21 protein-coding genes and 1 tRNA gene are annotated in these 26,794 nt (G+C 70.7%); 11 read left to right on the top strand and 11 right to left on the bottom strand.

Going from position 1 to position 26,794, the window contains the following annotated elements; all coding sequences use genetic code 11:
- The first annotated feature begins 78 nt into the window (after nucleotides 1–78).
- Nucleotides 79–1,197: an ADP-ribosylglycohydrolase family protein gene (locus tag ACZ4VI_RS17055; RefSeq protein ID WP_468000005.1), complete on the top strand. Its 1,119-nt coding sequence runs from the start codon at nucleotides 79–81 to the stop codon at nucleotides 1,195–1,197.
- Here ACZ4VI_RS17055 and ACZ4VI_RS17060 read toward each other — a convergent pair.
- Together ACZ4VI_RS17060 and ACZ4VI_RS17065 are read right to left on the bottom strand one after the other, a co-directional pair.
- Nucleotides 1,182–2,720: a sodium:solute symporter family protein gene (locus tag ACZ4VI_RS17060; RefSeq protein WP_468000006.1), complete on the bottom strand. Its 1,539-nt coding sequence runs from the start codon at nucleotides 2,718–2,720 to the stop codon at nucleotides 1,182–1,184. The genes ACZ4VI_RS17055 and ACZ4VI_RS17060 overlap by 16 nt on opposite strands.
- A 209-nt stretch (nucleotides 2,721–2,929) precedes the next feature.
- A complete protein-coding gene (locus ACZ4VI_RS17065; protein ID WP_468000007.1) occupies nucleotides 2,930–3,712 on the bottom strand; it encodes an SDR family oxidoreductase in 783 nt (260 codons plus the stop codon).
- An 82-nt stretch (nucleotides 3,713–3,794) separates the two neighbouring features.
- Between ACZ4VI_RS17065 and ACZ4VI_RS17070 the strand changes: the two genes are divergently transcribed.
- Nucleotides 3,795–4,631, top strand: coding sequence for a hypothetical protein (locus tag ACZ4VI_RS17070; protein WP_468000008.1), 837 nt, complete (start codon nucleotides 3,795–3,797; stop codon nucleotides 4,629–4,631).
- 100 nt (nucleotides 4,632–4,731) lie between these two features.
- Here the strand turns inward: ACZ4VI_RS17070 and ACZ4VI_RS17075 are convergent, their stop codons facing one another.
- From ACZ4VI_RS17075 to ACZ4VI_RS17085, 3 genes are all read right to left on the bottom strand, one after another.
- Complete coding sequence (locus tag ACZ4VI_RS17075) at nucleotides 4,732–4,932, bottom strand: DUF397 domain-containing protein (RefSeq protein WP_137988782.1); 201 nt, start codon at nucleotides 4,930–4,932, stop codon at nucleotides 4,732–4,734.
- A gap of 221 nt (nucleotides 4,933–5,153) precedes the next feature.
- A complete protein-coding gene (locus tag ACZ4VI_RS17080; RefSeq protein WP_468000009.1) occupies nucleotides 5,154–6,014 on the bottom strand; it encodes a helix-turn-helix domain-containing protein in 861 nt (286 codons plus the stop codon).
- A 206-nt stretch (nucleotides 6,015–6,220) separates the two neighbouring features.
- Nucleotides 6,221–6,931: a GOLPH3/VPS74 family protein gene (locus ACZ4VI_RS17085; RefSeq protein ID WP_468000010.1), complete on the bottom strand. Its 711-nt coding sequence runs from the start codon at nucleotides 6,929–6,931 to the stop codon at nucleotides 6,221–6,223.
- Between the two features lie 162 nt (nucleotides 6,932–7,093).
- Here ACZ4VI_RS17085 and ACZ4VI_RS17090 point away from each other — a divergent pair, with 162 nt between their 5' ends.
- From ACZ4VI_RS17090 to ACZ4VI_RS17105, 4 genes are all read left to right on the top strand, one after another.
- The gene (locus tag ACZ4VI_RS17090; protein WP_468000011.1) at nucleotides 7,094–9,640 is read left to right on the top strand and encodes a D-alanyl-D-alanine carboxypeptidase family protein; all 2,547 of its coding nucleotides are present in this window, start codon (nucleotides 7,094–7,096) and stop codon (nucleotides 9,638–9,640) included.
- 107 nt (nucleotides 9,641–9,747) lie between these two features.
- Nucleotides 9,748–11,664 (top strand): MFS transporter, encoded by a 1,917-nt coding sequence (locus ACZ4VI_RS17095; RefSeq protein ID WP_468000012.1) that lies wholly within the window; start codon nucleotides 9,748–9,750, stop codon nucleotides 11,662–11,664.
- Nucleotides 11,665–12,070: 406 nt separating this feature from the next.
- Entirely contained in the window at nucleotides 12,071–12,538 is a 468-nt protein-coding gene (locus ACZ4VI_RS17100; RefSeq protein WP_468000013.1) for a hypothetical protein, read from the top strand.
- A gap of 42 nt (nucleotides 12,539–12,580) precedes the next feature.
- A complete protein-coding gene (locus tag ACZ4VI_RS17105; protein WP_468000014.1) occupies nucleotides 12,581–12,811 on the top strand; it encodes a hypothetical protein in 231 nt (76 codons plus the stop codon).
- Between the two features lie 68 nt (nucleotides 12,812–12,879).
- Here the strand turns inward: ACZ4VI_RS17105 and ACZ4VI_RS17110 are convergent, their stop codons facing one another.
- Nucleotides 12,880–13,905 (bottom strand): MBL fold metallo-hydrolase, encoded by a 1,026-nt coding sequence (locus ACZ4VI_RS17110; RefSeq protein ID WP_468000015.1) that lies wholly within the window; start codon nucleotides 13,903–13,905, stop codon nucleotides 12,880–12,882.
- A gap of 83 nt (nucleotides 13,906–13,988) precedes the next feature.
- A complete protein-coding gene (locus ACZ4VI_RS17115; RefSeq protein WP_468000297.1) occupies nucleotides 13,989–14,912 on the bottom strand; it encodes a serine hydrolase in 924 nt (307 codons plus the stop codon).
- Between the two features lie 88 nt (nucleotides 14,913–15,000).
- On the opposite strand from ACZ4VI_RS17115, the gene ACZ4VI_RS17120 reads away from it, so the two are divergent.
- Entirely contained in the window at nucleotides 15,001–15,969 is a 969-nt protein-coding gene (locus ACZ4VI_RS17120; RefSeq protein ID WP_468000016.1) for a LysR family transcriptional regulator, read from the top strand.
- A gap of 96 nt (nucleotides 15,970–16,065) precedes the next feature.
- On the opposite strand, the gene ACZ4VI_RS17125 is transcribed toward ACZ4VI_RS17120, so the two are convergent.
- Both ACZ4VI_RS17125 and ACZ4VI_RS17130 read right to left on the bottom strand, forming a co-directional pair.
- Complete coding sequence (locus tag ACZ4VI_RS17125; protein WP_468000017.1) at nucleotides 16,066–16,737, bottom strand: response regulator transcription factor; 672 nt, start codon at nucleotides 16,735–16,737, stop codon at nucleotides 16,066–16,068.
- 4 nt (nucleotides 16,738–16,741) lie between these two features.
- Complete coding sequence (locus ACZ4VI_RS17130) at nucleotides 16,742–17,920, bottom strand: sensor histidine kinase (protein ID WP_468000018.1); 1,179 nt, start codon at nucleotides 17,918–17,920, stop codon at nucleotides 16,742–16,744.
- Between the two features lie 111 nt (nucleotides 17,921–18,031).
- Here ACZ4VI_RS17130 and ACZ4VI_RS17135 point away from each other — a divergent pair, with 111 nt between their 5' ends.
- Nucleotides 18,032–19,561 carry a hypothetical protein gene (locus tag ACZ4VI_RS17135; RefSeq protein ID WP_468000019.1) on the top strand — a complete coding sequence of 510 codons (1,530 nt, stop codon included), beginning with the start codon at nucleotides 18,032–18,034 and terminating at the stop codon, nucleotides 19,559–19,561.
- A 168-nt stretch (nucleotides 19,562–19,729) separates the two neighbouring features.
- Here the strand turns inward: ACZ4VI_RS17135 and ACZ4VI_RS17140 are convergent.
- Together ACZ4VI_RS17140 and ACZ4VI_RS17145 are read right to left on the bottom strand one after the other, a co-directional pair.
- Nucleotides 19,730–19,802 (bottom strand) — tRNA-Arg (locus ACZ4VI_RS17140).
- Nucleotides 19,803–19,993: 191 nt separating this feature from the next.
- Entirely contained in the window at nucleotides 19,994–20,311 is a 318-nt protein-coding gene (locus tag ACZ4VI_RS17145) for a hypothetical protein (RefSeq protein WP_468000020.1), read from the bottom strand.
- A gap of 1,431 nt (nucleotides 20,312–21,742) precedes the next feature.
- Between ACZ4VI_RS17145 and ACZ4VI_RS17150 the strand changes: the two genes are divergently transcribed.
- The 3 genes from ACZ4VI_RS17150 to ACZ4VI_RS17160 all read left to right on the top strand — a co-directional run bounded on the left by ACZ4VI_RS17150 (nucleotide 21,743) and on the right by ACZ4VI_RS17160 (nucleotide 26,646).
- On the top strand, nucleotides 21,743–22,765 hold the full coding sequence (locus ACZ4VI_RS17150) for an AAA family ATPase (RefSeq protein ID WP_468000021.1): 1,023 nt from the start codon (nucleotides 21,743–21,745) through the stop codon (nucleotides 22,763–22,765).
- Nucleotides 22,762–23,136, top strand: coding sequence for a hypothetical protein (locus ACZ4VI_RS17155; RefSeq protein WP_468000022.1), 375 nt, complete (start codon nucleotides 22,762–22,764; stop codon nucleotides 23,134–23,136). Before ACZ4VI_RS17150 ends, ACZ4VI_RS17155 begins: the two co-directional genes overlap by 4 nt.
- Nucleotides 23,137–23,229: 93 nt before the next feature.
- A complete protein-coding gene (locus tag ACZ4VI_RS17160; protein ID WP_468000023.1) occupies nucleotides 23,230–26,646 on the top strand; it encodes a HelD family protein in 3,417 nt (1,138 codons plus the stop codon).
- Nucleotides 26,647–26,794 lie beyond the last annotated feature (148 nt).

The following is a 26,794-nucleotide window of genomic DNA, read 5'->3' on the forward strand; positions in this document are numbered from 1 at the left end:
TGCGAACGTGCGAACACGGTCCATTACAGTGCTGCGAGACCTGTGCGACGCCGAGGGCTTTCCGGGGGAGGGCACACCGTGACCACGACCGCAGCGGCCGTGTGGGGCCGCGCCGAACAGCAGGACTTCCGGGCCCGGGTCCGGGGCTGCCTCCTCGGCGGCGCCGTCGGCGACGCCTTCGGGGCGGGGGTGGCCGGGCTCTCGCTGGCGGAGATACGCGCCGCCCACGGCCTGGAGGGCCTCACCGAGCCGGTCCCCGCGCACGGCAGACGCGGCGCGGTCACCGCCGCCACCCAGATGACGCTGTTCACCGTCGACGGACTGATACGCGCCCAGGTCCGCCGCGACACCGGCGCCTGGCACCCGCCCACCGACGTCCACCGTGCCCATCTGCGCTGGGCGGCCACCCAGCGTGACTGGGGCCCCGACGAGCGCCGCAAGGACAACGGCTGGCTCGCCCGCGAGGAGTGGCTCTACGCCCGCCGCGACCCGGCCCGCGCCTGCCTCACCGGATTCGGCGACGAGATCCTCGGCACCCTCGACAGGCCCAAGAACCCGGGCGCGACCGACTCCGGGGCGCTCGTCCGCTCGGCGCCCTTCGGACTCCTCGTCGGCTGGGAGCCGCAGCTGGTGTGCCAGCTCGCCGTGGAGTGCGCGGCCCAGACCCACGGCGACCCGGCCGCCTACCTCGCCGCCGGCGCGCTCGCCGTCGTCGTGCACGGTCTCGCACGCGGCGAGAGCGTGGACGGCTCGGTCCAGCGGGCCCTGGCCCAGCTCACCCAGCGCCCCGGCCACGAACCCGTCACCGACGCGCTCCAGCGGGCGCTCGGAGCCGTACGCCAGGGGATGCCGAATGCGACACGGGTCACCGATCTCGGCGCGGACGAGGACCGGGCGGAGGGCCAGCTCGCCGCCGCCGTGTACTGCGCGCTCGTCGGCGAGGACATCCGCCACGGCCTGCGCCTCGCGGTCAACCACGACGGCCCGTCGGCCGTGACGGGAGCCGTCACGGGCGCCCTGCTCGGCGCCCTGCACGGCGAGACGGCCCTCCCGCCGGCCTGGCTGGCCGAGCTGGAGGGCCGTTCCACGGTGCTCGAACTCGCGGACGACTTCGCGATGGAGATGACCCAGGGCGCCGCCCTGCACAGCCCCGCGGAGTCGCACCCCGGCTGGCTCGCCCGCTACCCCAGGGGCTGAGTGGCGCGCTCGCCCTCGGCCTGCGGCGGTACGGCAGAGGCACCGCCGTCCGAGTTGATCCGGTCCAGGACCGCGTCCCGCTCCGGGGTGTCCTCCGGCCTGATGAAGCCGATCAGGATGTAGAGGATGAGGGAGGTGGCGAGCGGCGAGACGATCTGGATCTGGAGCTCGATGCCGTCCAGGCCGTAGTTGGTCAGCCAGAAGGCGAACAGACCCGCAGCCCAGGAGACCAGCGCCGCCGTGGGGCCGGACTTCCGGAAGGTCCTCAGCAGACCCAGCATGAACGGGATCGCGATCGGGCCCATCAGACCGGCCACCCACTTGATGACGACGGTGATGATGTCCTTGAAGGTGGGCGAGTTGACCTGGGTGGCGACCGCCATCGACAGGCCGAGGAACGCGATCGTCGACCAGCGGGCCGCGATCAGCCCGGCCCGCTGCGTCCAGCGTCGCGCGGCCTTGCTCATGACGGGCGCGATGTCACGGGTGAAGACGGCCGCGATGGCGTTGGCGTCGGAGGAGCACATGGCCATCGTGTGAGAGAAGAAGCCGACGATGACCAGGCCGAGCAGTCCGTGTGGCAGCAGCTGCTCGGTCATCAGGGCGTACGAGTCCGAGGCGTCGGGCTTCTTGGGGTCGACGAGCAGCGGAGCGACCCACATCGGGAAGAAGAGGACCAGCGGCCAGATGAACCACAGCACCGCCGAGAGCCGGCCGGAGCGGGTGGCCTCGCGGGCGTTGGGGGTGGCCATGTAGCGCTGGGCCTGGTTCCACATGCCGCCGCTGTACTCGAAGGTCTTGATGAAGAGATACGCGAGCAGGAACGTCAGCGTGTACGGGCCGGCGGTCGGCGCCGTGTGCCCCTGGAGCTCGGGCCGGTCCCACACCTCCCACAGCGCGCTGACCCCGCCGAGCTTGGCGAGGACGGCGACGAGCATCGCGATGCCGGCGAAGAACTGGATGACGAACTGGCCCAGTTCGGTGAGCGCGTCGGCCCACAGTCCGCCGACCGTGCAGTAGATGCCGGTGATCACACCGGTGATGAGGATGCCCTGATTGAGGGAGATCCCGGTGAAGACGGAGAGCAGGGTGGCGATAGCGGCCCACTTGGCGCCCACGTCGACGATCTTGAGGAGCACGCCCGACCAGGCGAGCGCCTGCTGGGTGGGCAGGTTGTACCGGTTCTTCAGGTACTCCAGCGGGGAGGCCACATGAAGCCGTGAGCGGAGCCGGTTGAGCCGGGGCGCGAAGAGGTGCGCGCCGATCGCGATGCCGATCGCGATGGGGAAGGACCAGGTGACGTACGAGGTGACGCCGTAGGTGTACGCGATGCCGGCGTACCCGGTGAACATCACCGCGCTGTAGCCCGACATGTGGTGCGAGATGCCGGAGAGCCACCACGGCATCTTGCCGCCGGCGGTGAAGAAGTCGGAGACGTTGTCCACGCGCTTGTGGGACCAGACTCCGATCGCGACCATGACGCCGAAATAGCCGATGAGCACGGCCCAGTCGAGACTGTTCATTGAGCCCCCTCCAGGGGTCCGGTCCGCCTTGTGAACGCCGTTCATGGTGTGGGGAGTTGCGGACCCAGGACAACGCGGAGTAGGGTCAAGAACAAGCAAAATCGTTCTGCTTCCTGACCTGTGTTCATATCTGTGAATCCAGATGGGGTCAAAAAGGGCCGCACGGTCCGCCGTCGCGTACCGTGCAGCCCCTACGAGTCGCGCGGGCGCTACCGCATCAGCTCACCCGCGTTGACGAGCAGCGACTGCCCCGTGATCGCCCGCGCCCGGTCCGAGGCGAGGAAGGCCGCCGCCTCCGCCACGTCCCCGTCCGTCGCAAGCTCCGGCAGCGCCATCCGGTCCGTGAGCCGGGCCAGCACCTCGGCCTCCGGCACACTCTCGGTGTCCGCCGTGAACCGTACGTACGCCTGGACCGGCGGGCCCCACATCCAGCCGGGCAGCACGGTGTTGACCCGGATCCGGTGCGGGCCGAACTCCCGGGCCATCGAGTACATCGCCGAGGTCAGCGCCCCCTTCGAGGCCGCGTACGCCGCCTGCCGGACCTGCGAGGGTGCGGCCACCGCCGACTGCGTACCGATGAGGACGACCGCGCCTCCGCGCTCCTTCAGGGCCGGCAGGCAGGCGCGGGTCATCCGCAGGGTGCCGAGCAGATTGACGTCCAGGACGCCCTGCCAGGTCGCGAAGTCGGCGTCCTCGATCCCGCCGAAGTAGCTGTCCCAGGCGGCGACATGGACGACCGCATCGATCGCGCCGAAGCGCTCGACCGCGAGCGCGGCGAGCGCCTCGCACTGCGCCTCGTCGGTGATGTCGGTGGCGCCGTGCGCGGTGTGGCGGCCCTCCGGGTCGATCTCCGCCGCCGACTTGGCGAGGTTGGCCTCGGTGCGCGCCCCGAGCACGGCGTTGCCCCCGTCGCGTACCACCGTCTCGGCGATCCGGTGCCCGAGCCCGGCGCCGACACCCGACACGACCACGGTCTTTCCCTGGAGCAGCATCCGGGTGCCTCCCGAGTCTGGCGATCGATCTGACGACCCGTCAGAGTAGGAGCCTCCGGAGGGCAAGGGAAGGGGTACGGGCATGCACGACGGCGATACGGGAGCCGAGACGTACGCGGAGCTGGCGGCGGTCGGGCCGTACGGGATACGTCCCGGCCACGCGCTGATCACGATGGTCGAACCGCACCCGGGCCACGAGTACGCGTACAACCGCTGGTACGAGGACGACCACTACTACGCGGGCGCGATGGCGATGCCCTGGATGTACGCGGGTCGCCGCTGGGTCGCCACCCGTGAACTCCAGGAGCTGCGCCGGCCGGAGAAGTCCGCCGTCGCCCAGCCCGTCACGGCCGGCTGCTACCTCTCCACGTACTGGGTCACCGACGGCCGCTACGACGAGCACATGAAGTGGACCGTCGCCATCAACAAGCGGCTCAACCGCGACGCCCGCGTCTACCGCGACCGTACGCACGTCTTCACGGCCTTCCAGGACCACGAGGCGACCGTGTACCGGGACGGGGCGGCCGGGCCGCGCGACTTCCACGCCCTGGACCACCCGTACCAGGGCCTGATCCTCCAGGTGATCGACGCGGAGGGGCCCGGGGCCCGGGCGGAGCTGCTCGAGCGGCTGGTCGCGCGCGAACTGCCGACGCGGCTCGCGGGCTCACCAGCCGCGATGGTGACGGTCTTCCGCCCGACGCCGCTGCCGGGAGACCGGATGACCTACGTGAAGCAGGTCGAGGGGGTCGACACCCGGCTGACCCTGCTGTGGTTCCTGGAGCACGACCCGCGCGCGTGCTGGGCGGAGCACTTCGCCGACCTGGAGACGGTGGGCGGGGAGGCGGGCCGGGTGGAACTGGTGGCGCCGTTCATCCCGACGGTGCCGGGCACGGACCGGTACGTGGACGAGCTGCGCTGAGCCGTACGGAACGAGGGCAAGGCCGAGCCCCCTCGGCCAGGACGGCGGACCGGTCGAGAGGGCTCTTTCCTTTGGTGCTGTGCGGTGTTCATGCCCGGGCTCAGAGGGCCCCGTTGCTCACTTCGCCGACGAAGGCGTTCCACGACGCCGACCCGAAAGCGATCGACGGACCCTCGGGGGCCTTGGAGTCCCGGACCGCGATCGCCGCGACGACGGGGGACTTGACTTCGACGCAAGCCCCATTGCCGCCGGAATAGGAGGACTTCGTCCAGGTGTCCGTAGCGCCCTGAATAATGGCCATGTTCTTCACTCCGGTTCTGCCAGTAGTGTGTCGCGCCAACCTTCGTGCTGGCGTGATCGACGCTACTCGCCGGGTCCGCCGCGTGGGGGCGGCGTTCACCCGACCGGATGGCATATTCCAAGTGGGCTTCCGCTGGGGCGAGTCGGGGGTGTACCGTACCCACCTCTTCCTCGGGGGGCGGGCCGAATAGCCGCTTTCACCCCCGAATCAGAGAATTCGGATCAGCCCGCGGCATAGGACTTGGCGATGTCCGAAATGAACTCCCGGGTCGCCTCGACATTCAGCGCCTGCGCCCGCAGATGCTCGTACATGACGCTGTACTTGGCGACGTCCTGGGCCTTCTCCAGATACAGATCGCTCGTCACGCCCTCGATGTAGACGACGCTCGAGTCGGACGTGTCCGGGAATTCCAGGATCGCGTAATGCCCGCTGATGCCCGGATGGGCGCCCATGTCGAACGGCAGCACCTGGACGGTGACGTGCGGCAGGTGCGACTGCTCGACGAGATGCTCCAACTGCTCGATCATCAGCTGCTTGTTGCCGACGACCCGGCGCAGCGCGCCCTCGTCGATGACCGCCCACAGCCGCAGCGGACGCTCCTCGTCCTTGATCCGGTCCTGTCTCCGGGTGCGGACGGTGACCCGTTTGTCGATGTCGGTCGGGCTCGACTCCGGCAGCGCGCCGCTGATCACGGCCTCCGCGTAGCCGTGGGTCTGCAGCAGGCCGGGGATGATCTGCGGCTCGTACACCCGCAGGCTCTCCGCGTCCGTCTCCAGGCCGATGTAGACGCTGTACGGGATGTCGCCGAAGGCGTGCCACCAGCCCTGCTGGCGGGAGTCCTTGGCCATCTGCATGAGCGACTCGACGACGCGCTCGTCCTCGACCTCGTACACGCCGCACAGGTCACGGACATCGCGCTGGCTGATGGACCGGCGGCCGTTCTCGAGCCGGCTGATCTTGGACTGCGACACCAGAAGACGCTCGGCCACCTGCTCGGCCGTCATGTTCTTCTGCTCCCGGAGCCGGCGCAACTCCTGGCCCAATCGGCGTCGCCTGACGGTGGGGTTGACGTTGGACGCCACGGAAACTGCACCTCCGGCTGTCGGCTGCGTAGCTGTGAGTATCTACTGCTTGGCAGACTGCCACCAAAGGCGTGGTGTGCGCTGGGAAATGACGACAACGTGTGCGGGGTGGCCGTGACGGCTACCCCGCACACGTCGTCCGTGCGGCTCCCGGATCGGGTTCTGCGGTGCTACGTACTCGGTGGTACTGGGTGGTGCGTACGTGCTCAGTGCACGGCCGCACGCGCCATGCTGCCGCGGCGCGGCTGCTGTGGCACGCCACCCGGGCCCGGCGCACTGCGGCGCGGCTGGGCGGCCACACCGTTCTGGACGTCCATCACGGCGTGCGCCACGAGTCCGCCCATGGGGTCGTGCCGGATCAGGTCGCGCAGCCGGGACCGCGACGACCGTCCTTCGTTCCCCGGGTACAGGTGCTTGCCGAGTCCGACCGCGTGGGCCAGCGCGGCGAGCGCCGCGGTCCGCGGGTCCGGCGGTACACCGGTGCGGATCGCACTGTCCAGCCGGGCCCTGATGTCCCGGCTGATCGCCGTGTCCGTCGCCTGGTAGCGAGTCGTCGGCAGTACTCCGCACATCTGGCCCTCCACGGCATGCACCATGCCGCAGCGCTCCAGATGAGCGAGGTAGATCTGACGCAGCCCCAGTCGGGGCCCGCCAATCCAATGGACAGCCCGAACCGGGCTGCCGCGACGGCGCAGCAGCTCCAGTGCGGAGTCCAAGGTCGGATCTCCGGTCGGCCGTGGCATCACCACGGCGATACGATCCCCGTCAGGGGCTATCCGTCCTGCCAGAGCCAGCTCCACTAGCTGTGCTCCGGCCAGGCCGAGGTCGAGCGACTGCGGCTGCGCTGTGGTACCCGTGGCCGGGTCCAGAGCGAGCAGCAGAAGCTCCTCCGGAATTGTTCTGCGGCTCCTGCCCATCCATGCCTCCCCGCGTGGATGAGTCACAGGGTGACCCCTCTCACATTCATCTGTCGAGAGTGCCTGGGTGGTTCGTACGGGAACCAGTAGGTATGTCGTTCTCGTCTAGCACGGGGGCCAAGGGGTTCACACAGGACACTGGTAGACGGTTCGGACGTACGCATGACGCATGGAGGAGGCACGGTGGCGGGCGAGTCCCCCGACAAGGCGGAGCAGCAGGAGTCTTCGAAGGAGACGCCCGCGGGTGGCGGTGGCCGGGATCCGCGGCTGTCGGTACTCCGTGAGCCCGCGTCACCGGTCCAGGTCGACCAGCCGACGGCCGTCTTCAAGACGCTGTCCCCACGGACCTCGGAGGACGACGCGCCGTCGGAGCCGTCGGAACCGTCGGAACCGGCTGAGGGTGACCGCCTGAGGGCGGCGGTGGCGGCGTGGGTCGCCTCCGGCGACGAGGCCGAGGACGCAGGTACGGAGGCGCCCGGGGCCGCGGCAGCGGCCCCTGACGACACGGCGGCCGTCGGCGACGCCGACGCTCCGGGCGCGGACTCCGCGCCGGGCGCTGGGACCGCTGGTGACGATGCTTCGGGTGCGGACTCCGTTGCGGCGGGCGGCCAGGCGGTCGTTGACGCCGACGTCACGCCCTCCGCGCCGCTGGGCGCCGACGCCGACGGCGACGACGCTCTGGGCGCGGCCTCCGTGACGGCGGCTGACGCCGACGTCACGCCTTCCACGGCGCCGCAGGGTGCAGGGACCGTCAGCGACGAGGCGTCGGACACGGCCGCCGCCCCGGCGGCCGACGAGGCTTCCGCAGGTACCGTCCCCGACCCCGTGGCCGATGAGGCCGACCGGTCCGGCGGGGACGCCGCCGACGGCGACGGCAGGGCTGCCGTCGGTTCGGCGGACGTTCCTGGCGACGGCACTCCCGCCGCTGCCGCCGCGGGTGCCGACGACGGCTCCCAGGACGCGTCCGGCGCCCGCTCCGGCGAGCCCCAGGCGCCGGCCGACGGGCCTTCCGTCGGCACCGAAGCCCGTCCGGCGGCCCGTGAGGCTTCCGTCGGCACCGGCACCGGCACCGGCACCGAACCCGGCAGCGAGGCTCGCCCCGCCGGGGAGTCCTGGTTCGCCACGCGGAAGACCGGCGGGGAGGAGGGCGCCGCCGTCGATCAGCCCACCACCGTGTTCAAGGCCGTCCGGCCCGCCGTCGTGGATCAGCCGACGACCGCGCTGAAGATCCCGCCGCTGCCCAAGACCCCGAGCGCCCCGGAGCCCGACGCCGAGCGCACGAGCGCGTTCGTGCCCCTGCGCCCCGACGTCCACGGCAAGGCCCCGGCCCCCAAGGCACCCGCCGCCCCCGCCCCCACCCCCGTACCCCCGCCGCCGCCCTCGCTCACCGAGGCCGAGCGGACCAAGCAGCAGCCCATGCCGCCGCTGCCCCCGCTCGACCTGCTCGCCGAGCTGACCAACACCCCGCCCCCGCCGCCGACCCCCCTCCGCACCACCCTTCGGCGGGTGCGGATCTGGACGCCGCTCGTCGTCCTGCTGCTGATCGTCTTTGCGGTCGTACAGTTCGTACGGCCGCTCCCGGCGCCCACCCTCACCCTCTCCGCCGCCCCCACCTTCACCTTCGCGGGCGGCGAGCTCCAGATGCCGTGGCCCACCGAGGGCCAGGGCGCCGCCGAGGTCGAGGGCGTCGGCTCGCTCGGGACGTACGGGGCCCAGAAGCCCGCCCCGCTCGCCAGCGTGGCCAAGACGATGACGGCATACGTGATCCTCCGCGACCACCCCATCAAGGGGAACGAGAACGGTCCCGAGATCAGCATCGACAAGAAGGCCGCCGACGAGGCCGGTTCCCAGGACGAGTCGACGGCCGCCGTCAGGGAAGGCCAGACGTACACGGAGAAGGAGCTCCTCCAGCTCCTCATGATCCCATCCGCGAACAACATCGCGCGGCGCCTCGCCCGCTGGGACGCCGGCTCGGAGGCCGCGTTCGTCGAGAAGATGAACGCCGCCGCCAAGGACCTCGGGATGACGGACTCGACGTACACCGACCCGTCCGGCCTTCAGTCGACCACCGTCTCCACCCCGCTGGACCAGCTGAAGCTGGCGAAGGCGGTCATGCAGTACGACGTGTTCCGCGAGATCGTGAACATGCCGAACCTGACTGTCGACGGCATCCCCGGCCGGATCGAGAACAACAACAACATCCTTCTCGAGCCCGGTGTCTCCGGCATCAAGACCGGCTCGTCCACCCCGGCCGGCGGCAACCTCCTCTGGTCTGCGAACACCGTGGTCGACGGCAAGGAGCGCCGGATCCTCGGTGTCGTGATGGGTGCGAAGGACGCCGGTCTGCTGCACGAGAAGCTCCAGCTGTCGATCGACTACAGCCTCAAGCTGATCCAGCAGGCCCAGAAGGACGTCACCTCCGCCGCCGTGGTCCGCAAGGGCCAGGTCGTCGGCTACGTCGACGACGGTCTCGGCGGCCGCACCCCCGTCGTCGCGGACAAGGAGCTCAAGGCCGTCGGCTGGCCGGGCCTGAAGGTCGACCTGGCGCTGACCGACGGCGGCAGGGCCGTTCCGCACGCCGGCAAGGCGGGCGACATCGTCGGCCAGGTGTCCATCGGCACCGGCGCCGGCAAGGTCAGCTCACCCGTCTCCCTCCAGACCGACCTCGTGGAGCCCGGTTTCGACAGGAAGCTGACCCGTCTGGGCTGACGTGTCAGGGCGTCCCCGGTCTCGAAGGGGACGCCCTGCTGTTAGCGTTCCGGGGACCAGGACATGGGCGAAAGGCAGTTCGGGAGCAGCACGGGAGAGGGCCGCGAGTGACCACCGCCGAGCCGGCACGCGCCGACGAGAGTGCGTCGCCGCGAACCTCTCTGCCCTCGCGAATAGACCCCCGGGCAGACGTCCCGGCAGACGTCCCGGCAGACGTCCCCGTAGACCTCCCGGCGGACGTCGCCGCAGACCTCCCGGTAGACGTCCCGACCCCCCGGCAGCCCGCCGAGGCGTCTCCCGGGCGGCGTCCCCGGCGCCGCCGTCGTTACCCCGTCATGATCGCGACGGCCGTGGCCGCGCTCACCCACGTCCTCTGGTTCTTCCTGTTCGCGAACAGTGGCGGCGACCTCGCCGCGCAGGACGCGTGGGCCGAGTTCGTGGGCCGTCACCCGGACTCCGCGTACAACCTCGCCTGGTACGGGGGGATGCACCCGGTCTCGTACAGCGTCGTCTCGCCGTACGTGATGTCGGTGCTCGGCGTCCGTTCGACGATGATGATCGCGGGCACGGTCTCGGCCGGGCTCACGGCGCTGATCCTGGTGCGGGTGCGGGCGGTGCGCAATCCGCTGGCGTGCTCGCTGGCCGGGGTCTTCGCGTTCCTGTGCAACGCGCTGTCGGGGCGGGTGACGTTCGGGCTCGGCATGATGTTCGCGCTGGGCGCGGTCGCGGCCGTGTTCTGCTGGCCGCACCGCTGGCGCCGTAAGCGGTGGGCGAAGGCGGCGGTCGCCGCCCCGCTCGCCGGTGTCGCGACCGCCTGCAGCCCGGTCGCCGGGCTCTTCCTCGGGGTCGCGGCGGCGGCGCTCTTCCTGAACCGGCGCCGGCCGGGCGCGTACGCCCTCGGCCTCGCCCCGGTCCTGGTCGTCGCGCTCTCCTCCTGGCTGTTCCCCTTCTCCGGTACGCAGCCGATGTCGTGGGCGTCGACGGCGCTGCCGTTCCTCTTCGGGGTGCTGTGCTTCCTGCTCGTACCGCGCGACTGGCGCACGGTCCGTACCGGCGCGGCCGTGTACGCGGCGGGCACGCTGCTGACCTGGCTGATCGACTCGCAGATCGGGTCGAACGTCTCGCGGCTCGTGATGCTCTTCGCGGGCGTCGTGCTGCTCGCCGCGCTGCCGTACGCGGTGCCGAGCTCCCGTAAGTGGTACGCGATCGTGCTCGCGTTCGTGGGGCTGAACTTCTGGATCGGCTTCAAGGGCGTCGACGACGTCATCCGTACCGCCCCTGACGCGTCGTGGACGCGGGAGGTCGCGCCGCTGATCAACCAGCTCCAGGTGCGCGGGGCGGAGAAGGCGCGGGTGGAGGTCGTGCCGGCGTCCAGCCACCGCGAGTCCTCGGCGCTCAGCCCGTACATCAACCTGGCGCGGGGCTGGAACCGGCAGGCGGACATGGAGCGGAACCCGCTCTTCTACGACGACACCCTCAACGCCGTGAACTACCAGGACTGGCTGGACCGCTGGGCGGTGCACTACGTGGTCCTGCCGACCGGGGCACCGGACTCGGGCGCCGAGCTGGAGGCGGAGCTGGTCGGGGACGGGCTGCCGTATCTGAGGCAGGTCTGGTCGGACGAGAACTGGCGGCTGTACGAGGTGGAGAACCCGACCCCGCTGGCGGACCCGCCGGCCGAGGTGCGGCGGGCGGGCGCGAACGAGGTCGTGATCGAGGTCGACGCCCCGGGCCGGGTCCTGATCCGGGTGCCGTACTCGCCGTGGCTGGCGCTGGTCGACGAGAACGGCGGCAAGATCGAGCCGCCGGAGGAGACGGAGGCGTCGAAGGCGGCGCGGGAGGCGTCGGCGACGGAGCTGGAGAAGGTCTTCCTCAACGAGTCCGGCTGTCTGCTGAAGGCGGAGGCGGACGGGGAGGGCGACGAGTGGACGGAGCTGGTGGCTCCGAAGGCGGGCGTGTACCGGCTGTCGGCGCCGTACAAGTTCTTTCCGCGAGGCACCGCATGCCCGGAGGAACTCCGCTGAGTCGGCCTTAGGGTGTGCCGCTATGGCGTGCGACGAGTGCGGCGGTGTGGGCCGGGGCCCGCTGCCGGGAATGGCGTGCCGGCACTGCGGCGGTTCGGTGGGGTCGCGGCGGGGCCGAGTGCGGGTGGCGGTCGCGGTGATGGTGGCCGTCGGGTGCGTGGTTGCGGCGGTGTCGCTGACGGCCGAGGAAACCGAAGCGCCGGCGCGGACGGGGGGCGAGCCGCCGGTGCGGACGTTGCCGATGCTGCCGACGAGGAACGGTCCGACGGGGTTCCCGGGCCCGGGCGGGGAAGCGGCGACACAGAGCGCGCCGCCAAGGACCGCCGCTCCGACTCGTACACGTACACCCACCTCGCCTCCTCCCTACGAGGTGTGGGCGGGCCCGGGCTGTGCGGGCGGGTCGTACGTGGAGACGGGGAGGTACGAGGACGGCGACGAGGGCTGGTACACGGTGGCGACGGGCGGCTACCGGGGCGGCGGCTGCGACGGGCGCTTCTCGGCCCTGCCGATGTCGGGCAGCCCGACGGAGGACCATGACAACGCGGCCACCTGGAGCTGGCACGTCGGCCCCGGCTACCGCACGTGCGCCCTGGCGGTCCACATCCCCAGCCCGCCACGCGCGCGGGACGCGGCGGGCGACCCGTCGGTCTACCAGGTCCTGGCGAACGGCACCCTGTACGCCACCTTCACCCTCGACCAGGCCGCCCACCCCGGCACCCTCCTCTCTGCCGGCACCCACGTCCTGCGCACGCCCACGTTCACGGTGCGCCTCCTGGACCGCGGCCAGGACTGGGGCACGGCGGCCCGGGAAGGGGCGCACCATGCGGCGGGCCAGATGCGCCTGACATGCGTTGACGCGGTTCGATCGAGCTGATCTCATTGCCGTGGATCACGCGCGAGGGAGGGGGATCGGGGCATGGGTGTGCTGCTGTCGTACGCGTTGCTCTTCCTCGTCCAGTTGGCCCTGCTGCTGGTCTGGATCGGCGGCGCGGTCCTCGTCGTCCTGGGCGCGTCCTGGCTCGCCCGACGCCTCTGGGTCGCGCGCGGCGGCAACCGGCTCGTGCTGCCGGTGGGCGCGTTCGTGCTCACCGGCGTGGGGATCGCCCTGCTGGCGCCGGCCTCGGTGGGTCTCTGGATCTTGCCGTGACGAGCCCGCCAGCCGGCCGGCATGCACCGTAGGTCGGCACCCGCGAACAACACACAGAACCGTGGCCGCTAGTTACTGCGGGGGCGCATGTCGTCGTCGTACACGGTGTGGTAGTCCGGGGTGACGACCCGTGTTGCGGGAGACACCTTCTCGACCTGGGTGAGAAACGCGTCCAGGTCCATCGCAGGGTCACGTACCGGGGAACCGGTCAGCGGCACCTCGAAGTTGTCCCAGTGGACGGGGACGACGATGCCTGGAGTGTCCAGCGCGCGCAGCAGCCGGGGCACGTAGCGGTGGGTGGCGGTGCTGGAGGGTACGGCGATCATCGCGAGGTCGGGGCGCAGGTCCCGTACCGCACGCTCGGAGAAGTCGCTGGCTCCCATGAGGAACGCCGACGGGCCACTGTCCCCAGCCATCACCTGGAAGGCGAGGGTGTCGCCCTCCGGCAGGTCCGAGATGGTGCTCGGGACCATCGAGGGTGTGGAGTTAAGCGTGCCGGGGGCGAAGTAGGCGCACTTCTTGTTGCGGCTGTGCAGGCTCGGCACGACCTCGACGGTGATCCCGCCGAAGTCCAGCACCTCCCCGCCCTTCACCACGGAGATCTGGCCCGCGTCGACCCCCAGGGCGACCAGGAGGTGATACGTGGTCTCGGTGCCGATGACACGGGCGCCGGTGGTCCTGGCGATGTGGGGCACGTCGGCGAGGTGGTCCCAGTGGGAGTGGCTCACCAGGACGAGTTCGGGGCGGCCGATGTGCGCGTCCACGACCGCGGGCCGGCTTTCCAGTCGGGTCCGCGGGTCGAAGGCGCCGTCGAACAGGCCTGTGGTGAAGCGGGTGAGGTACGGATCGAAGAGCACGGTCCGGTCGCCGACGTCGATGCGCCAGCCGGCGGTGCCGAGCCAGCGGAACGATACGGAACCAGCAGCTCCGCCACTGCCTCGGCCGCGGCCCGCGGTCGTGGACGCCGTGGCGGCCGTGACCGGGATCAGCGGGGAGGCTACGCCGAGCGCGGCGCCGCGCAGCACCGTACGACGGTCGAGCCTGCGGCTGGAGGGCGCGTCGGATCCGCCCGTGACATGTGGGTCCTGAGTCATGGCGTCAGGAGATCAGGGCGCGAACTCCTGTGTCCAAGACCAGATTCCCGCCCTTCCGATACGCGAACGCATATGTGATCTGGTCACCGGCCGTCGCCGCGGAGGAAGCCCGCCGCGATTCCGGCGGCGGTGCCTATCGCGGCGTCCACCGTGGGGCGGGAAGCGGTCAGGTCGTGCGTGCGGGCGAAGACGGCGATCGCATAGCACTCGCCGTCGGGGTAGCGGGCGACGCCCGCTTCCATGTGCAGCCCCGGCAGGGTTCCGGTCTTGGCCGCCACCGTGACGTCGTCCGGGAAGCCCGTCACCAGCCGGTGGCGGAAGACCTGGCGGCTCATCAGGTCGCGTACGAGCGCGCAGGCTTCCGGCGGCCCGGCGGCGTCGCTCCAGATGAGCCGGAGCAGCCGCGTGATCTCGCGGGGTGTGCTCGCCGTGGTGTGGCGGGGATCCAGCACGGCCAGCCGTCTCTTGTGGTCGTCCGGCAGCGCCGGGTAGCGGAGGGCGAACTCTCTCTCGTCGCGCGCCCCGACCTCCGCGAGCATCGACTCCAACAGGTCTCGCGGGCCGCCCACGATCCGGGTCCGGCCCAGTCCGAGTTCCTTCGCGAGCAGTCGGACGGTGTCCAGGCCGACGCGGGCAAGCAGCAGGTCGGCCGCCGAGTTGTCGCTGACCGACATCGTGAAGTAGGCCAGGTCGCGCAGCGACAGCTCGACGTCGTCCAGACAGCCGGCGGTTCCCCAGCCGCCGAGCCGGTCGGCGGCGGTCACCCGCACCCGCTCCCGTGGGTCGAGCTGGCCGGCAACGACCTGCCGGGCGAACTCCAGCACCAGCAGCACCTTGAAGATCGAGGCGATCACGACGGGATCGTCGGCGCCCACGGCGACTTCACGGGGACCCGGCTCCGCGCCGTCCTCACCAGCGACCGTCGAGCGCACGTGGACGGGGATGGCGTGCAGCTGCCCTTCGGCGCCCGTCTCGGCGAAAACCTGTCGGATCCGTTCCTCGATCACCGTTTCGTCCCCCCTGGCCATCGGTTGGTCGGCCCCTGCCCCATTGATCCGTCCTGCCGGCCGCGGCCCTCACGTAGAGTCGTTGATCGTGGACCTCTTACGCCACCTGCGTCTTTTCGTCACCGTAGCCGACGAGCTGCACTTCAGCCGGGCCGCCGAGCGGCTGGGCATGGCGCAGCCACCGCTCAGCCAGGCGATCCGCAGGCTGGAGAAGGAGCTCGGTGCCGAGCTCTTCGACCGCTCGCAGCGCGGCGTCCGGTTGAGCGCCGCCGGGGCGGCGCTGCTGGACGAGGCCCACGAACTCCTTGCCCGGGAGGAGAGGTTGCGCACGCTGGCCCGCCGCGCCGCCGACGGTGGACTCGGCACGCTCCGCGCGGGCGTACCGCCCGACACCACGGCCGCCGTGCTGTCCGCATTGCTCTCCGCCTGCGCGGAGCGCTCTCCGGGGCTGTCCGTCGACCTGCAGGAGGTCACCACCGAGGAGCAAATGCGGCTGCTCTCCTCCGGCGGCCTGGACGTCGGACTCGTGCACCATCCCGTCGACGCCACCGAACTGCAGCTCGGCCCCGAGATCTCACTCGACCTGGGTGTCGTCCTGCCACGGACTTCGTCGCTGGCCCGGCTGCCGGAGGTGGCGCTCGGCGAGCTCTCCGGCCATGACCTGGTGCTCTTCCCGCGGGCACATGCACCCGGCCGGTACGACCGGATTCTCGACGTGTGCCGCGCCGAAGGCTTCGTCCCAGGCCGCCTCCGACACGCTTCCAACCCGGAGTTCCTGCTCGCCCTGGTGACGGCGGGTCACGGAGTCGCCTTCGACCAGGGGCCGGTGGCCCGCAAAGAGCCCCGCGTCGCCTGGCGGCCGCTGGCGGACCGCCCCCTGACCCTGCGTATCAGCGGTGCCTGGCCCACCGGCCGCGGAGCCCACCCGGCCGCCCGCCGCTTCGCCGAACTCGCGGCCGACGTCCTGGCCCGCGACCACACCGCAACCCCAAGGCGCGAGGGCGTCCCCCGCCCGCCGGACGATTCCCCGCGCCCGTGGTCGGTGGTCTACGGATAGGTTCGAGCCCTGTTGCTCGTGTGTGCACGCCGTTCCGCCGCTTCATCCTGGGACAAGGGCATGGACGCCGCCGGGTACGCATTCTTCGGAGGTCCATCAGACGGTCGGAGTCTCGGTGATGCGATAGCCCACCCCGGGCGTCGTCGTGATGACCGGCGGGCTGCCCAGCTTGCGGCGCAACCGGCCGATGGTGACGGTCACCGTGTTGGTGAACGGGTCGGCGTTCTCGTCCCACACCTGTTCCAGGAGTTCCTCGGTGCTCAGGAAGCCCGGACTGGCGCGCAGCAGCGCCTCCAGGACGGCGAATTCCTTGACGGACAGCTCCAGCGGACGGCCGTCGCGGAGGGCGGTCCTGCGTATGGGGTCGAGTTCGAGGCCGGCGGCGCGCAGCGTGCGGGCCCGGGCGGCCGGCCTGCGGCGGGCCAGGGACCGGATGCGCAGGATCAGCTCCGGGAAGTGGAAGGGCTTGGCGAGGTAGTCGTCGGCGCCGAGGGTGAGGCCGCTGACGCGGTCGCCGGGCGCCCCGGCTGCCGTCAGCATCAGCACCATCGCGCGATCGTCCCGCTCGCTGATCATCTGGCAGAGAGTGTCGCCATGGATGCCGGGCAGGTCGCGGTCGAGGACCACCACGTCGTACGTGTTCATGTCGAGCTTGGCGGCGGCGGCCAGACCGTCGTGCGCGAGGTCGACGGCCATCCCCTGATCCCGCAGTCCCTCGGCGACGACCTCCGCCAGCGACCGCGCGTCCTCCACGACGAGAACCCTCACCGTGTCACCCTTCCGAACCGGTTGCCGACGGCAGTGCCGCCGCAACGCGCAGGCCGCCCTCCGGCCGGGCCAGGAGGGCGAGGCGGCCGCCGTGCGCTGCGACGATCGCTGCGACGATCGACAGCCCCAGTCCGGAACTTCCTTCCGACCTTGTCCGGTCGGCGCCGAGCCGCTCGAACGGCTGCGTCAGCCGGTCAACTTGGTCCTGGTCGAGGAGGCGGCCGCCGGTCTCGACGACCAGGCGCGCCTCCGTAGCGGTGTGTTCGGTGGAGATCCGGATCCAGCCGCTGTCCTCGTTGTGCACGATCGCGTTGTCGACCATGTTCTCCACCATCCGGGACAGCAGCGCCTCACTGCCCTCCGTCCAGACGTTCGCCCGCACCTCGTCGTCGACGGTCAGTGTCTTCGCGGCGATGTCGGCGGCCCGGGCGGTCAGCGCCTTGCGTGCCAGCTCGCCGAGCGACACGGGGCTCCGGTCGGCCAGGGTGCCGTGCTGCGCCCGCGCAAGGACGAGAAAGCCGTCAAGCAGGTGATCCACCCGGTCGAGTTCGGCCCGCAACCGGCCGGCGAGTGCGACGGTCTGTGCCGCCGGCTCCGGTTTGGCGACGGCGACGTCCAGCGACGCCCGCATCGTCGCCAGCGGCGTACGCAGTTCGTGCGAGGCGTTGCCGACGAACCGGCGCTGTGCGACGAACGAGGCTTCGAGGCGTTCCAGAAGACCGTCGACCGTGTCGGCGAGCTCCTTGACCTCGTCGGCGGGTCCGGCCACGGCGAGCCGCTGATACAGGTTCTCCGCGGAGATCCGCCGTGTCGCGGCGGTGATCAGCCGCAGCGGGCGCAGTACCCGGTCGGCGAGGATCCGGCCGAGCAGGAGCGAGACGCCCGCCATCACCGCCAGCGCGGTCAGCGAGCCGACCAGAAACTGGTGGTTCTGCTGCGCGTGCACGTCCCAGAGCTGCCTCCCCAGATCCCGGATCTGCTGCTCGGCGGAGGCGAGGTCGGACCGACCCGTCGGGACCGGTTCCGGGACCTGTTTCGGAATCTGTTCGGGGGCGAGCGTGGTGACTCGGCTTCCGGACATCAGGTAGGTCAGGGCGAGCAGCACGATTCCGGACCCGAGGAACCCCCCGGCGTAAAGGATCGTGAATCGCCGGCGGACGGTCCCGCCCCGCAGCCTGCCCATGGTCCACCACCCTTTCGCGTCCGGCCGGACCCAGCATGCCCGGCCGCACCTAACAGCGATGTGACAGCCGCGGTTCGGACCGCGTTATGGCCGTATCCGTAGACCAGAAGCATGTTTCCGACCAACGAACAACTCCGGCGGGAGTGGACTGAGTTCCGGCGTATCGGCAGGCTGGTCGCGATGGCGGTCGCGGCCCTGGCCGTCGTCGCCCTGGGTCTGCTCTACGCGTCCGGCAACCACGCCTCGTGCGACGGCCCCTGCCCGGCCGAACCGACCGGGCCGGACGGCTCCCTCGTCAACGACCAGTTCTCCTTCCTGCACCGCGACATGGGCACCGACGGCAGCATCACGGTCCGGCTGACGTCCATGACGGGCACGATCACCTACCCGCCACCGAACCACGATCAGATCGTCCCGGGACTGGTGCCGTGGGCGAAGGCCGGGATCATCATCAAGGACGGTGTCCGCCCGGGCTCCTCGTACGCGGCGCTGATGGTGACCGGCAGCCACGGCGTGCGGATGCAGTACGACTACCGCCATGACATCGCCGGCAGCGGCAGAGGGATCGCGGGTGGGGCGCCGCGCTGGCTGCGGCTGACCCGGTCGGGCGACACCGTCACCGGCCACGAGTCCGCCGACGGCACGACGTGGACGAAGGTCGGCACCGTGCGGCTGCCCGGACTTCCCAAGACCGCGCAGGTCGGCCTGTTCGCCACCTCCCCCGGAGACCTGACGCTGCGGCAGACCGGCCTGGGCGGCGCCACGGAACAGGTGCGCTGGACACAGGCCGGCGGCACCTTCGACAACATCGCCCTCCAGGGCGCAGCCGCCGGGGGCTGGAGCGATGACGCCGTCGGCGAGCGGAACCGGACGGACTGGGAGAAGTACCACCTGGCGTCCGGGGCGGTGGAGAAGAACGGCACGATCACCGTCACCGGCACCGGCGACATCGGCCCGGCAGGCGCCGAGGACGGCGCCCGCCCGGTGGAACGCACCCTGAGCGGCCTGGCCCTGGCGCTGCTCATCGTGCTCGTGGTCGCGGTGCGGTTCGCCACCACCGCGCACCGAGCCGGGCCCGCAGGCGACGGGACGGTCACCCGCCCCCGACTCGCGGCGAAGGCGATCGTCGTCGCAGCCGTCACGTTCGCGACCGCGCTCCTCGCCATGAGCATCGTGATCCCGGCCGGCGTGACGATCCTGAAGGACAACGGGATCCCCGTCAGCGCGGTGTCCGCGCTCACCGGCACACGGGTCGCCGTCGGCACGGCCACCGCCCTGGCCCTCGCCGCCGTGCTCGCCCTCTCGCTCGGCTCCCTGCTGCGGCGCACCTGGCTCGCGATCCTCGTCGCCGTCCTGACGATCGCGGTCCCGTACGTCGTGACCTCCATCCCGCTGCTGCCCGACGGCCTGTCACAGTGGCTGCTGCGCGTCACTCCGGCCGCCGGCTTCGCCGCCCAGCAGACCCTCGTCGAACATCCGCAGGTCGTCGCCCACTACGCGCCCTCCGCCGGATACTTCCCGCTTCCGTGGTGGGCCGGGATCGCAGTGCTGTGTGCGTACACGGTGATGCTTCTGGGGCTCGCTCTGAACCGCCTGCCGCAGGGAGATGAGCGGGCCGAGCAGCCCGGGGACTGGAGGTGACACATGACGGCGCAGGAGCCCACGAGATCCCTGCGGAACGCTGGACCGAGTGAAATTTCAGGGCCTGGCGATCCGTCCGCTCACGCAAACGGCCCCGGACGAGACGTCCGAGGCCGACCAGGACCCCTCCCTGGGGGATAAACCCCAGGTCAGAGCGGTAATACGTTGTGCCCCCGGCAGGATTCGAACCTGCGACACCCGCTTTAGGAGAGCGGTGCTCTATCCCCTGAGCTACGAAGGCGGGGATCTGTAGGAAAATGTGTAGGAAATTGCGGCGGAAGCCGCGATCCCGGACACATCGGTCCACTGATCCAGCGGTGCGCCAGCGGACTGGCGCGCCGCCGTCAGTGTAGCGGGTGGGGGTGCGCAGGCGAGGGGGTTACCCGCCCGGCGCCGGGCGGACGGCTGCCCGGCCGCCAGCCAGGCGGCGCGTCACCTGCCTGGCTCACCCACTGTGCCGAGGGCGATGGAGTTGATCACCAGGCGAAGCCGAGGTAGATGAGCGGCTCCAGGGGCGCCATAGGCGGGGAGGCGCTTGTCCCAGTGGGAGTAGTCGAGGGTGCAGTTGGTGGACTCGCTGTCCTGGCGGAATCCCTTGAGGTGGACCCCGAGGTCGGTGTGCGGTGGGATCTGGCGGAGGTGCTCGCAGCGGTTGAATTTCGGTCGCTCGGTTCTGGGGTCGAGTGCCCTGTCCTCCTTCGTCTCATAGACGGGGATCAGCTCGATCGAGCGAGTCAGCAGACCGTCCACTGAGCCGTACGAATAGATCGACCGCGTGTTCCGGGGGTAACGCTTCCACGGGCAGGACCACTTCCTCGTACGCAGCCAGCCGCTTCCGACTGGTCACCAGCACGAGACAGCTGCTCCCGCCAGGCAGCAGGGGCTCCAGCTGCCGATAGCTGGCCGCGTTGTCGAGGATGAGCAGCGCCTTCTTGTCCGCGAGCTGGCTCCGCCACATGGCGGCCCGAGCTTCGGTAACCGCGCCCAGGTCGCTGCCGACGGGAATCCGCTGCGCCGGCACTCCGGTCGCCGCCAGCAAGGAGGCCAGCGCCTCGGTGGCCTGTACAGGGGGTCTGCCCGTCGTGTGACCGTTGAGGTGTTCACGAAGAGCTGGCCGTCAGGAAACCGCTCCGACAGCACATGGCCTGCGTGCACGGCGAATGTCGTCTTCCCGACGCCCGGCATTCCATCGATCACATGCACAGGCAGAGCCTCGCCACCCTCCTGCGAGTTCCGGACGGACCGCACGAGCGCCTCCAGCTCGGCAGTCCGATCGGTGAACGCGGTTGTGTCGCGTGGCAGAGAGCGCAGCACGAGGGCGGCACCGGGAGGCTCCGCCCCTTCCTCCGGTTGTGGCGCCACCTCGGCAGGGCGTTCCTGCGTTCCCGACAGCGCGGCAAGCAGCACGGTCAGCCCGACCAGTGCTCCGCCCAGCATGGCGAACGAGAACCAGGCATGCTGATGCAACCATCCCAGCCACCCAGGCCACTCCGACTCGGACACCGCGTTGGTGACGAGCCCGACGAGCATGGTCGTGACGGCTCCGCCGGCGGCCACGACGGCGACCGCGATTCCCCGCCGTAGTCTCATGCGCGCGGGGTCTGACTGGAGCAGGGATTGGCCCGTTCAGGTTGGCAGCCTGCGGCGCGGCTCAGCCTTCCCACTATCGATCTGGTCACGAAGGCAACCCCCGATTCCGACGCCCCCCATCGCGCATAAGCGGACCAGCTCCCACGAAGCCCGGTCAAGGTCAGCTCCCCGCCATACAGAGGCCCGTATCAGCCAATCTGTACGTGCTTCCACGCCGGGCGCACTGGCGCTGCTTCCACGGTGCCAGCCGGAAGACCAGGTGAACGTACCGCGCCTGCAAACAGAGGGTAATTGCCCGTAATGCATGTGTAGTCACCCCTGGTAGCGTTGCTGAACGCTTGATCACGGCACCCAGGGGGTGTCATGGGGGTGAAGAGGGAGAGCGACATGCGTGTGGCCACGTCGGTGGGCGGGGTTGTCTTGGCGGCGGCTCTGGTGGCGGGCTGTGCCGCCGGCGACGGCCGCGATCAAGGCGAGAACGGGTTTGCCCAGCCGACCAGCCAGGCGTAGCCGCTCGAAGAGCTGAACCTGCCCTCGGCCTACGACCCGGCCAACGGGTGGAACGCAACCTTGACCTGGGTTCCAGGAGCGGTGCGGACCACTCCCGTGACCGCCGCACCGCGCTCCGGTTTGATCGCCATGCTGCACGTCGCATCGAACGGCTACACCGTCGAGGCGAAGGCCGCCGACACCGGCGAGGTCCGCTGGTTCTCCGCGCCCTGGCCGGGGCGCTGGTTCAGCGACGACGTGCGCCCGCACGGTCTCGAGGCGAAGGCAGGGATTTCCTGGAATGGCGATGCGTACGGTGTCGACGGTGGGCACGTCCTGGCGGGCTGGTCGACGGGCGGCAAGTTCATGGCGGCTTCCGTCGACGGCCAGGACGCCCCGGCGCTCGACGTCATGAGCCAGGGGGAGCTGCACTCCCTCGCGCTCTCCCTCTTCCTGCCGAGGGCCACGACCGCGGACAGCCCGTTCGGCTTCCTCGTCATCGACGACCCCGTGCAGTCCATGGACCCGACCAAGGTGCACGGACTCGCCCAGGTGCTGCACGAGTTGGGCAGGCACCGGCAGATCGTCGTCTTCACCCACGATCCCCGTCTGCAGAAGGCGTTCACCGACCAGGAGCTGCCGGTCACGGTCTTCCAGGTGACGCGTGGCGAGGGGTCCCGGGTGAAGGTTGACTGCGTCGACGACCCGGTCGCGCAGGCCATCGGCGACGCCCGGGCCATCGCCGCCACTCCGGGACTTCCCCCCGAGACGTACAGCCACGTGCTGCCCGGCCTGTGCCGGATCGCCCTTGAGAACGCGTTCCTGGAGGCCGCCTGGATCCGCCACCACCGCACTGGCGGCTCGGAGCACGACCTCCAGACCGCGATCGACAGCGCGGAAAGGTTCCAGGAGGTCGCGGCCTTCGCCCTCTTCGGCGACGTGGAGCGCGGCACCGACGTCAGGGAGGAGGTGCGCCGCCGCTACGGAAGCCCGGCATGCTCCCTGATCCAGCAGTGCCAGAAGGGAGCCCACCCCGACGGCGCCACGATCCCCAACCCCCACCGCTTCGTCACGGACGTCGAGAACCTGGCGCAGAAGATCCGCAAGCTGGAGGTGACCGCATGACCACCCCTTCCCCCGCTTCCGTCGAAGGTCTGCTGCTTACGGCCGACTACCTCCTCGACGGCGAACTCGCCGACGCCACCACCGCCGGCCGGCACCGCGGCGCCTGCCTCACGCTGCGGACCGCGCTGGAGCTCTGCGTCGACCGGGCGCTGGAAGCCGCGACGCCCGGCCTGTCCCGCACCACTGGGCGCGCCAAGCTGCTCCTCCTGCACTCCGTCGCGCCGGCGGAGACGGCCCGACGGGCGAAGGCCCTCTGGTCCCAGCTGAGTCTGGGATGCCACTACCACCTGTACGAGCTCGGGCCCACGTACGACCAGGTACGGGTCTGGCGGACCGAGGTCGACGACCTCGTCCGAGAACTGATCCACTGACTGTTCGTCACTATCCAGTTTCTGATAGTTGTTTCAGCGGGGTACGGGCACATGCCCGTGGCGGTGTCGCCCGGCACCGCAGGGAGGACGCACATGAGCACCACCACTCGGGACGAGATCCTCGCCGGCGAGCAGCGGGCGGTGGACCACGCGTACGACTGCTACACCTCGAAACTGGCCGAACTGAGCGGCACTTCGGCCGCCACCGCCTCGGCGAGCGGCAAGGACGGAATCGCCAACCGGGCCGAGGCCGAGGCTCGTGCGGAGGCCTACGGAGGGCTCGGCGACGAAGCCCTGGTCTTCGCCCGCGTCGACGCGCCGGAGGACCCGGGAGGAGACCCCCGTCCCTGGTACATCGGACGCCGCGGCGTGCACGACGCCTCGCACGAGCCGGTGGTCCTGCTGTGGACCAGCCCCCTGGCGAAGAAGTGGATCGAGACCCGGCCCGAGAACCCGGGCGAGGTGGTCCTGCGGCGGCAGCTCCGCTGCGTGCAGCGGATCGTCGAGAGCTACTTCGACGAGATCTCCCTGCCGACGCCCGCTCCCGTTCCCTTGGACGTACCCGAGCCCGCCGCCGTACCGGAGCCCCGCCAGGCCGCCGACGACAGCGCGGCGGAGGAGATGGACGCGTCTCCCGCCCCGGAGCGTACGTTGGCCCCCACCCCCAGCGACGTCGTACGGCGGCAGCGGCGCAAGGCGCTCCAGCCGGACGACTTCCTGCTGCGGGAGCTCCAGCGGTCGCGCGGCGGCCGGATGCGGGACATCGTCGAGACCATCCGTCGCGACCAGATGGAGCTGGTCACCGGCTCGCCCTCGGACATCCTCGTCGTGCAGGGCGGCCCCGGTACCGGCAAGTCGGCGGTCGGCCTCCACCGGGTGACCTGGCTCGTCAACAATGAGCACTTCAAGGCTCAGGACATCCTCGTCATCGGCCCGCACCAGCGGTTCCTCGACTACGTTGGCCAGGTCCTCCCCACCCTCGGTACCCGGGACGTCAACGCCGTCCAGCTGGACCGCCTGTGGGAGGGCGAGATCCTCGGCACCGACTCCTCGAAGGCGCGCCTCGTGAAGTCGGACGAACGCATGGCGGCCGTCCTGCGGCGTCGCGTCGAGAGCGACTACCGCCCTGAGGCTCTCGACGCCCTCACCGTCGATCCCTCTTTCGAGGGCGACGAGCCCGCGATCGTCGTCACCGCCGGCAGTACGACCCTTCGCGTGCCGAAGTCCGAGGTCCTCGCCCTCCTCGACCGCGCTCACGCCGGCGACGGGCCCTTCCGGGAGCGTCGCGACCGTTTCCGAGGCCTCTTCGTTGACCGGCTCCTCCAGGAGCTCGCCGACATCGCACCACGCCGCGGGCAGGCCAGCACGATCCGCCGTGACCTGGAGCGCAACCGTCGGGTCGAGCGCCTCGTCGAACGCGTCTGGCCGTCCCCCGGCCCCCGGGAGGCCCTGCGCAGCCTCTACGACTCGGCCGACCACCTGCGGGACTGCGCCGACGGCATCCTCGACGAGGACGAGCAGGCGGCCCTGCTGCGGGCCCGCGCCGCCAGCGCCGACGCCGATCCGTGGACCCTCGACGACCAGGTCTGCCTTGAAGAGCTCCGGGTGCTGATCAGCGGCGACACCCCACCGCGATACGGCCACATCGTCGTCGACGAGGCCCAGGACCTCACGCCCATGCAGGCCCGCTCCCTGCGACGGCGCTGCGCCGTGGGCGGCTCCATGACCGTCCTGGGCGACCTCGCGCAGGCGACGGGCGCCCACATCCCGACTAGCTGGGACCTGCTCGGCGCACTCCTCTCCGACCACGGCGACTGGAGCGTGGCTCAGCTCACCACCAGCTACCGCGTCCCCGCCGAGATCATGGAGTTCGTTGCTCCGCTCGCACGGACGATCGCTCCGGCCCTGCCGTACCCGCAGGCTGTCCGGGAGGCGGGAGCGGACGCCGTACGGACCGTGGCGACCGAGCCGTGGAAGCTGCTCGACGACACCGTCGCCCACGTGGCCCGGCTCATGGACACCAGTGATGGCAGCACCCCCCGCTCCGTGGCCGTCATCGTTCCCGACGACTCGGACTGGCTGGACGCGATCAGCCGCAGGATCGACGAGGGTGATGCCATCGGCGAGCAGCACCGCGAGGCTGTGTCCGTACTGGCCGCCACCCAGGCCAAGGGCATGGAGTACGACCACGTCCTGGTCATCGAGCCCGCCACCATCGCCGACCGCGGCCCTGCGGGACTGCGCCAGTTGTACGTGGCCCTCACCCGCAGCACCCAGAGCCTGACCGTCCTGCACACCGCCCCGCTGCCGGAGGCGCTCACCGCCTCCGCGGACGACACCGAACCCGCGGCACCGGACGCCCGGCCGGCGGGCGCGGCGGATCGCCTTCCCCGGATCGGCAGCGATGTCCGGGTCGAGGTCGTGGGCCACGTCTCTGGCGGTCGGTACAAGGTCAGGCCGCTGTCTTCGGTGATCGGTCGGCCGCTCGTGCTCACCGTCCGCCAGGGCTCGGTTCCCCCGCGCCGGGGTGACGAGCTGGACTGCTGGGTGTTCGCGAACGACACGAGTCAGACGGTGCTCACCGCCGATCAGCGTGGCCGGTCGCCCGTCTCGGAGCGGATGGCGGGGCGCTATGTCGCGGCGCTGGACGTGCTGGGAGAGCTGACCGGCAGCGACGGCGACGTTCCCGAGGCCCGCAGCCGCCTCTCCGAACTCCAGGGCATGGCCAACCGCATCCTTCGCCGGGACCAGGCCGACTGGGTCGACGTGCTTCACCTGTTCGGTGATCCGGACAGAGAACGACTCGGAGTTCTTCGAGACCTTGCCGCGACAACCAACCGTGCACTCAAGGAGGGCACTTTCGACGCAGGTCGGCTCGCGGAGGGGCTGGATGCTTCCGGCTGGGCAGGGCCCCTCGCTGAAGCACGGCGAGAGCTCCAGGAGCGCTTCGGCACGGCGACGAAGCCGAACTCACCGTCCGACGGCGCGGTCCCCGTCGCCCCGACGCAACCCGATCAGAAGGAAGAGGTGCAGATGACCATCGCGGACACCACCGCCGCAACACCGGCTGCGACCACGAAGGACAGTTTCCTCCGTGCGCTGGAAGCGGCTGCCGGGGACGACCGTACTTGCAAGAAGCACGAGGCGGTCCGCCATGCGCTGAAGGCAGCACTTCTCTGGGCGGACCTCCAGCCGGCCGACTCCTCGGTCGTCGATGTCAGCTGCGTCACCCAGCACGGTCTCTTCCTCTACGAGGCCCTGGGTGCAGGCTGCTCCACCTATGCGGACCTGCGATCGGGCGCGACCCGCCTGCTCGAGATCAACCACACGCTGCCCGCGCCGGCCGACGGTCTCTACCTCGTCCTCTCCGAACCGCCTGCCGAAGACTGGTCTGTAGACACGATTCGCGACGTCTTCCGTGTCAATGTCATCTGGCGCAGCCCGACCGGCTGGGGCGGCGAGAACGCGCACACCGCCTTTGGCTCCTCCGGGGTGAGTAATCACCAATAGCCGTTGTTCAGTTCGCTCCTTCGCCTGCTGGAGCAGACGAAGCAGGCGCAGATGTTGCCACGTCGGTTGGTAGTGAAGTCGGGAGAGTGGAGGCCCTGTTGTGCGTGTGATCCGATGTTCGGCATTACGGCACTGTGCGTAGGCCTCG

Source organism: Streptomyces sp. NPDC029169, assembly GCF_055563935.1.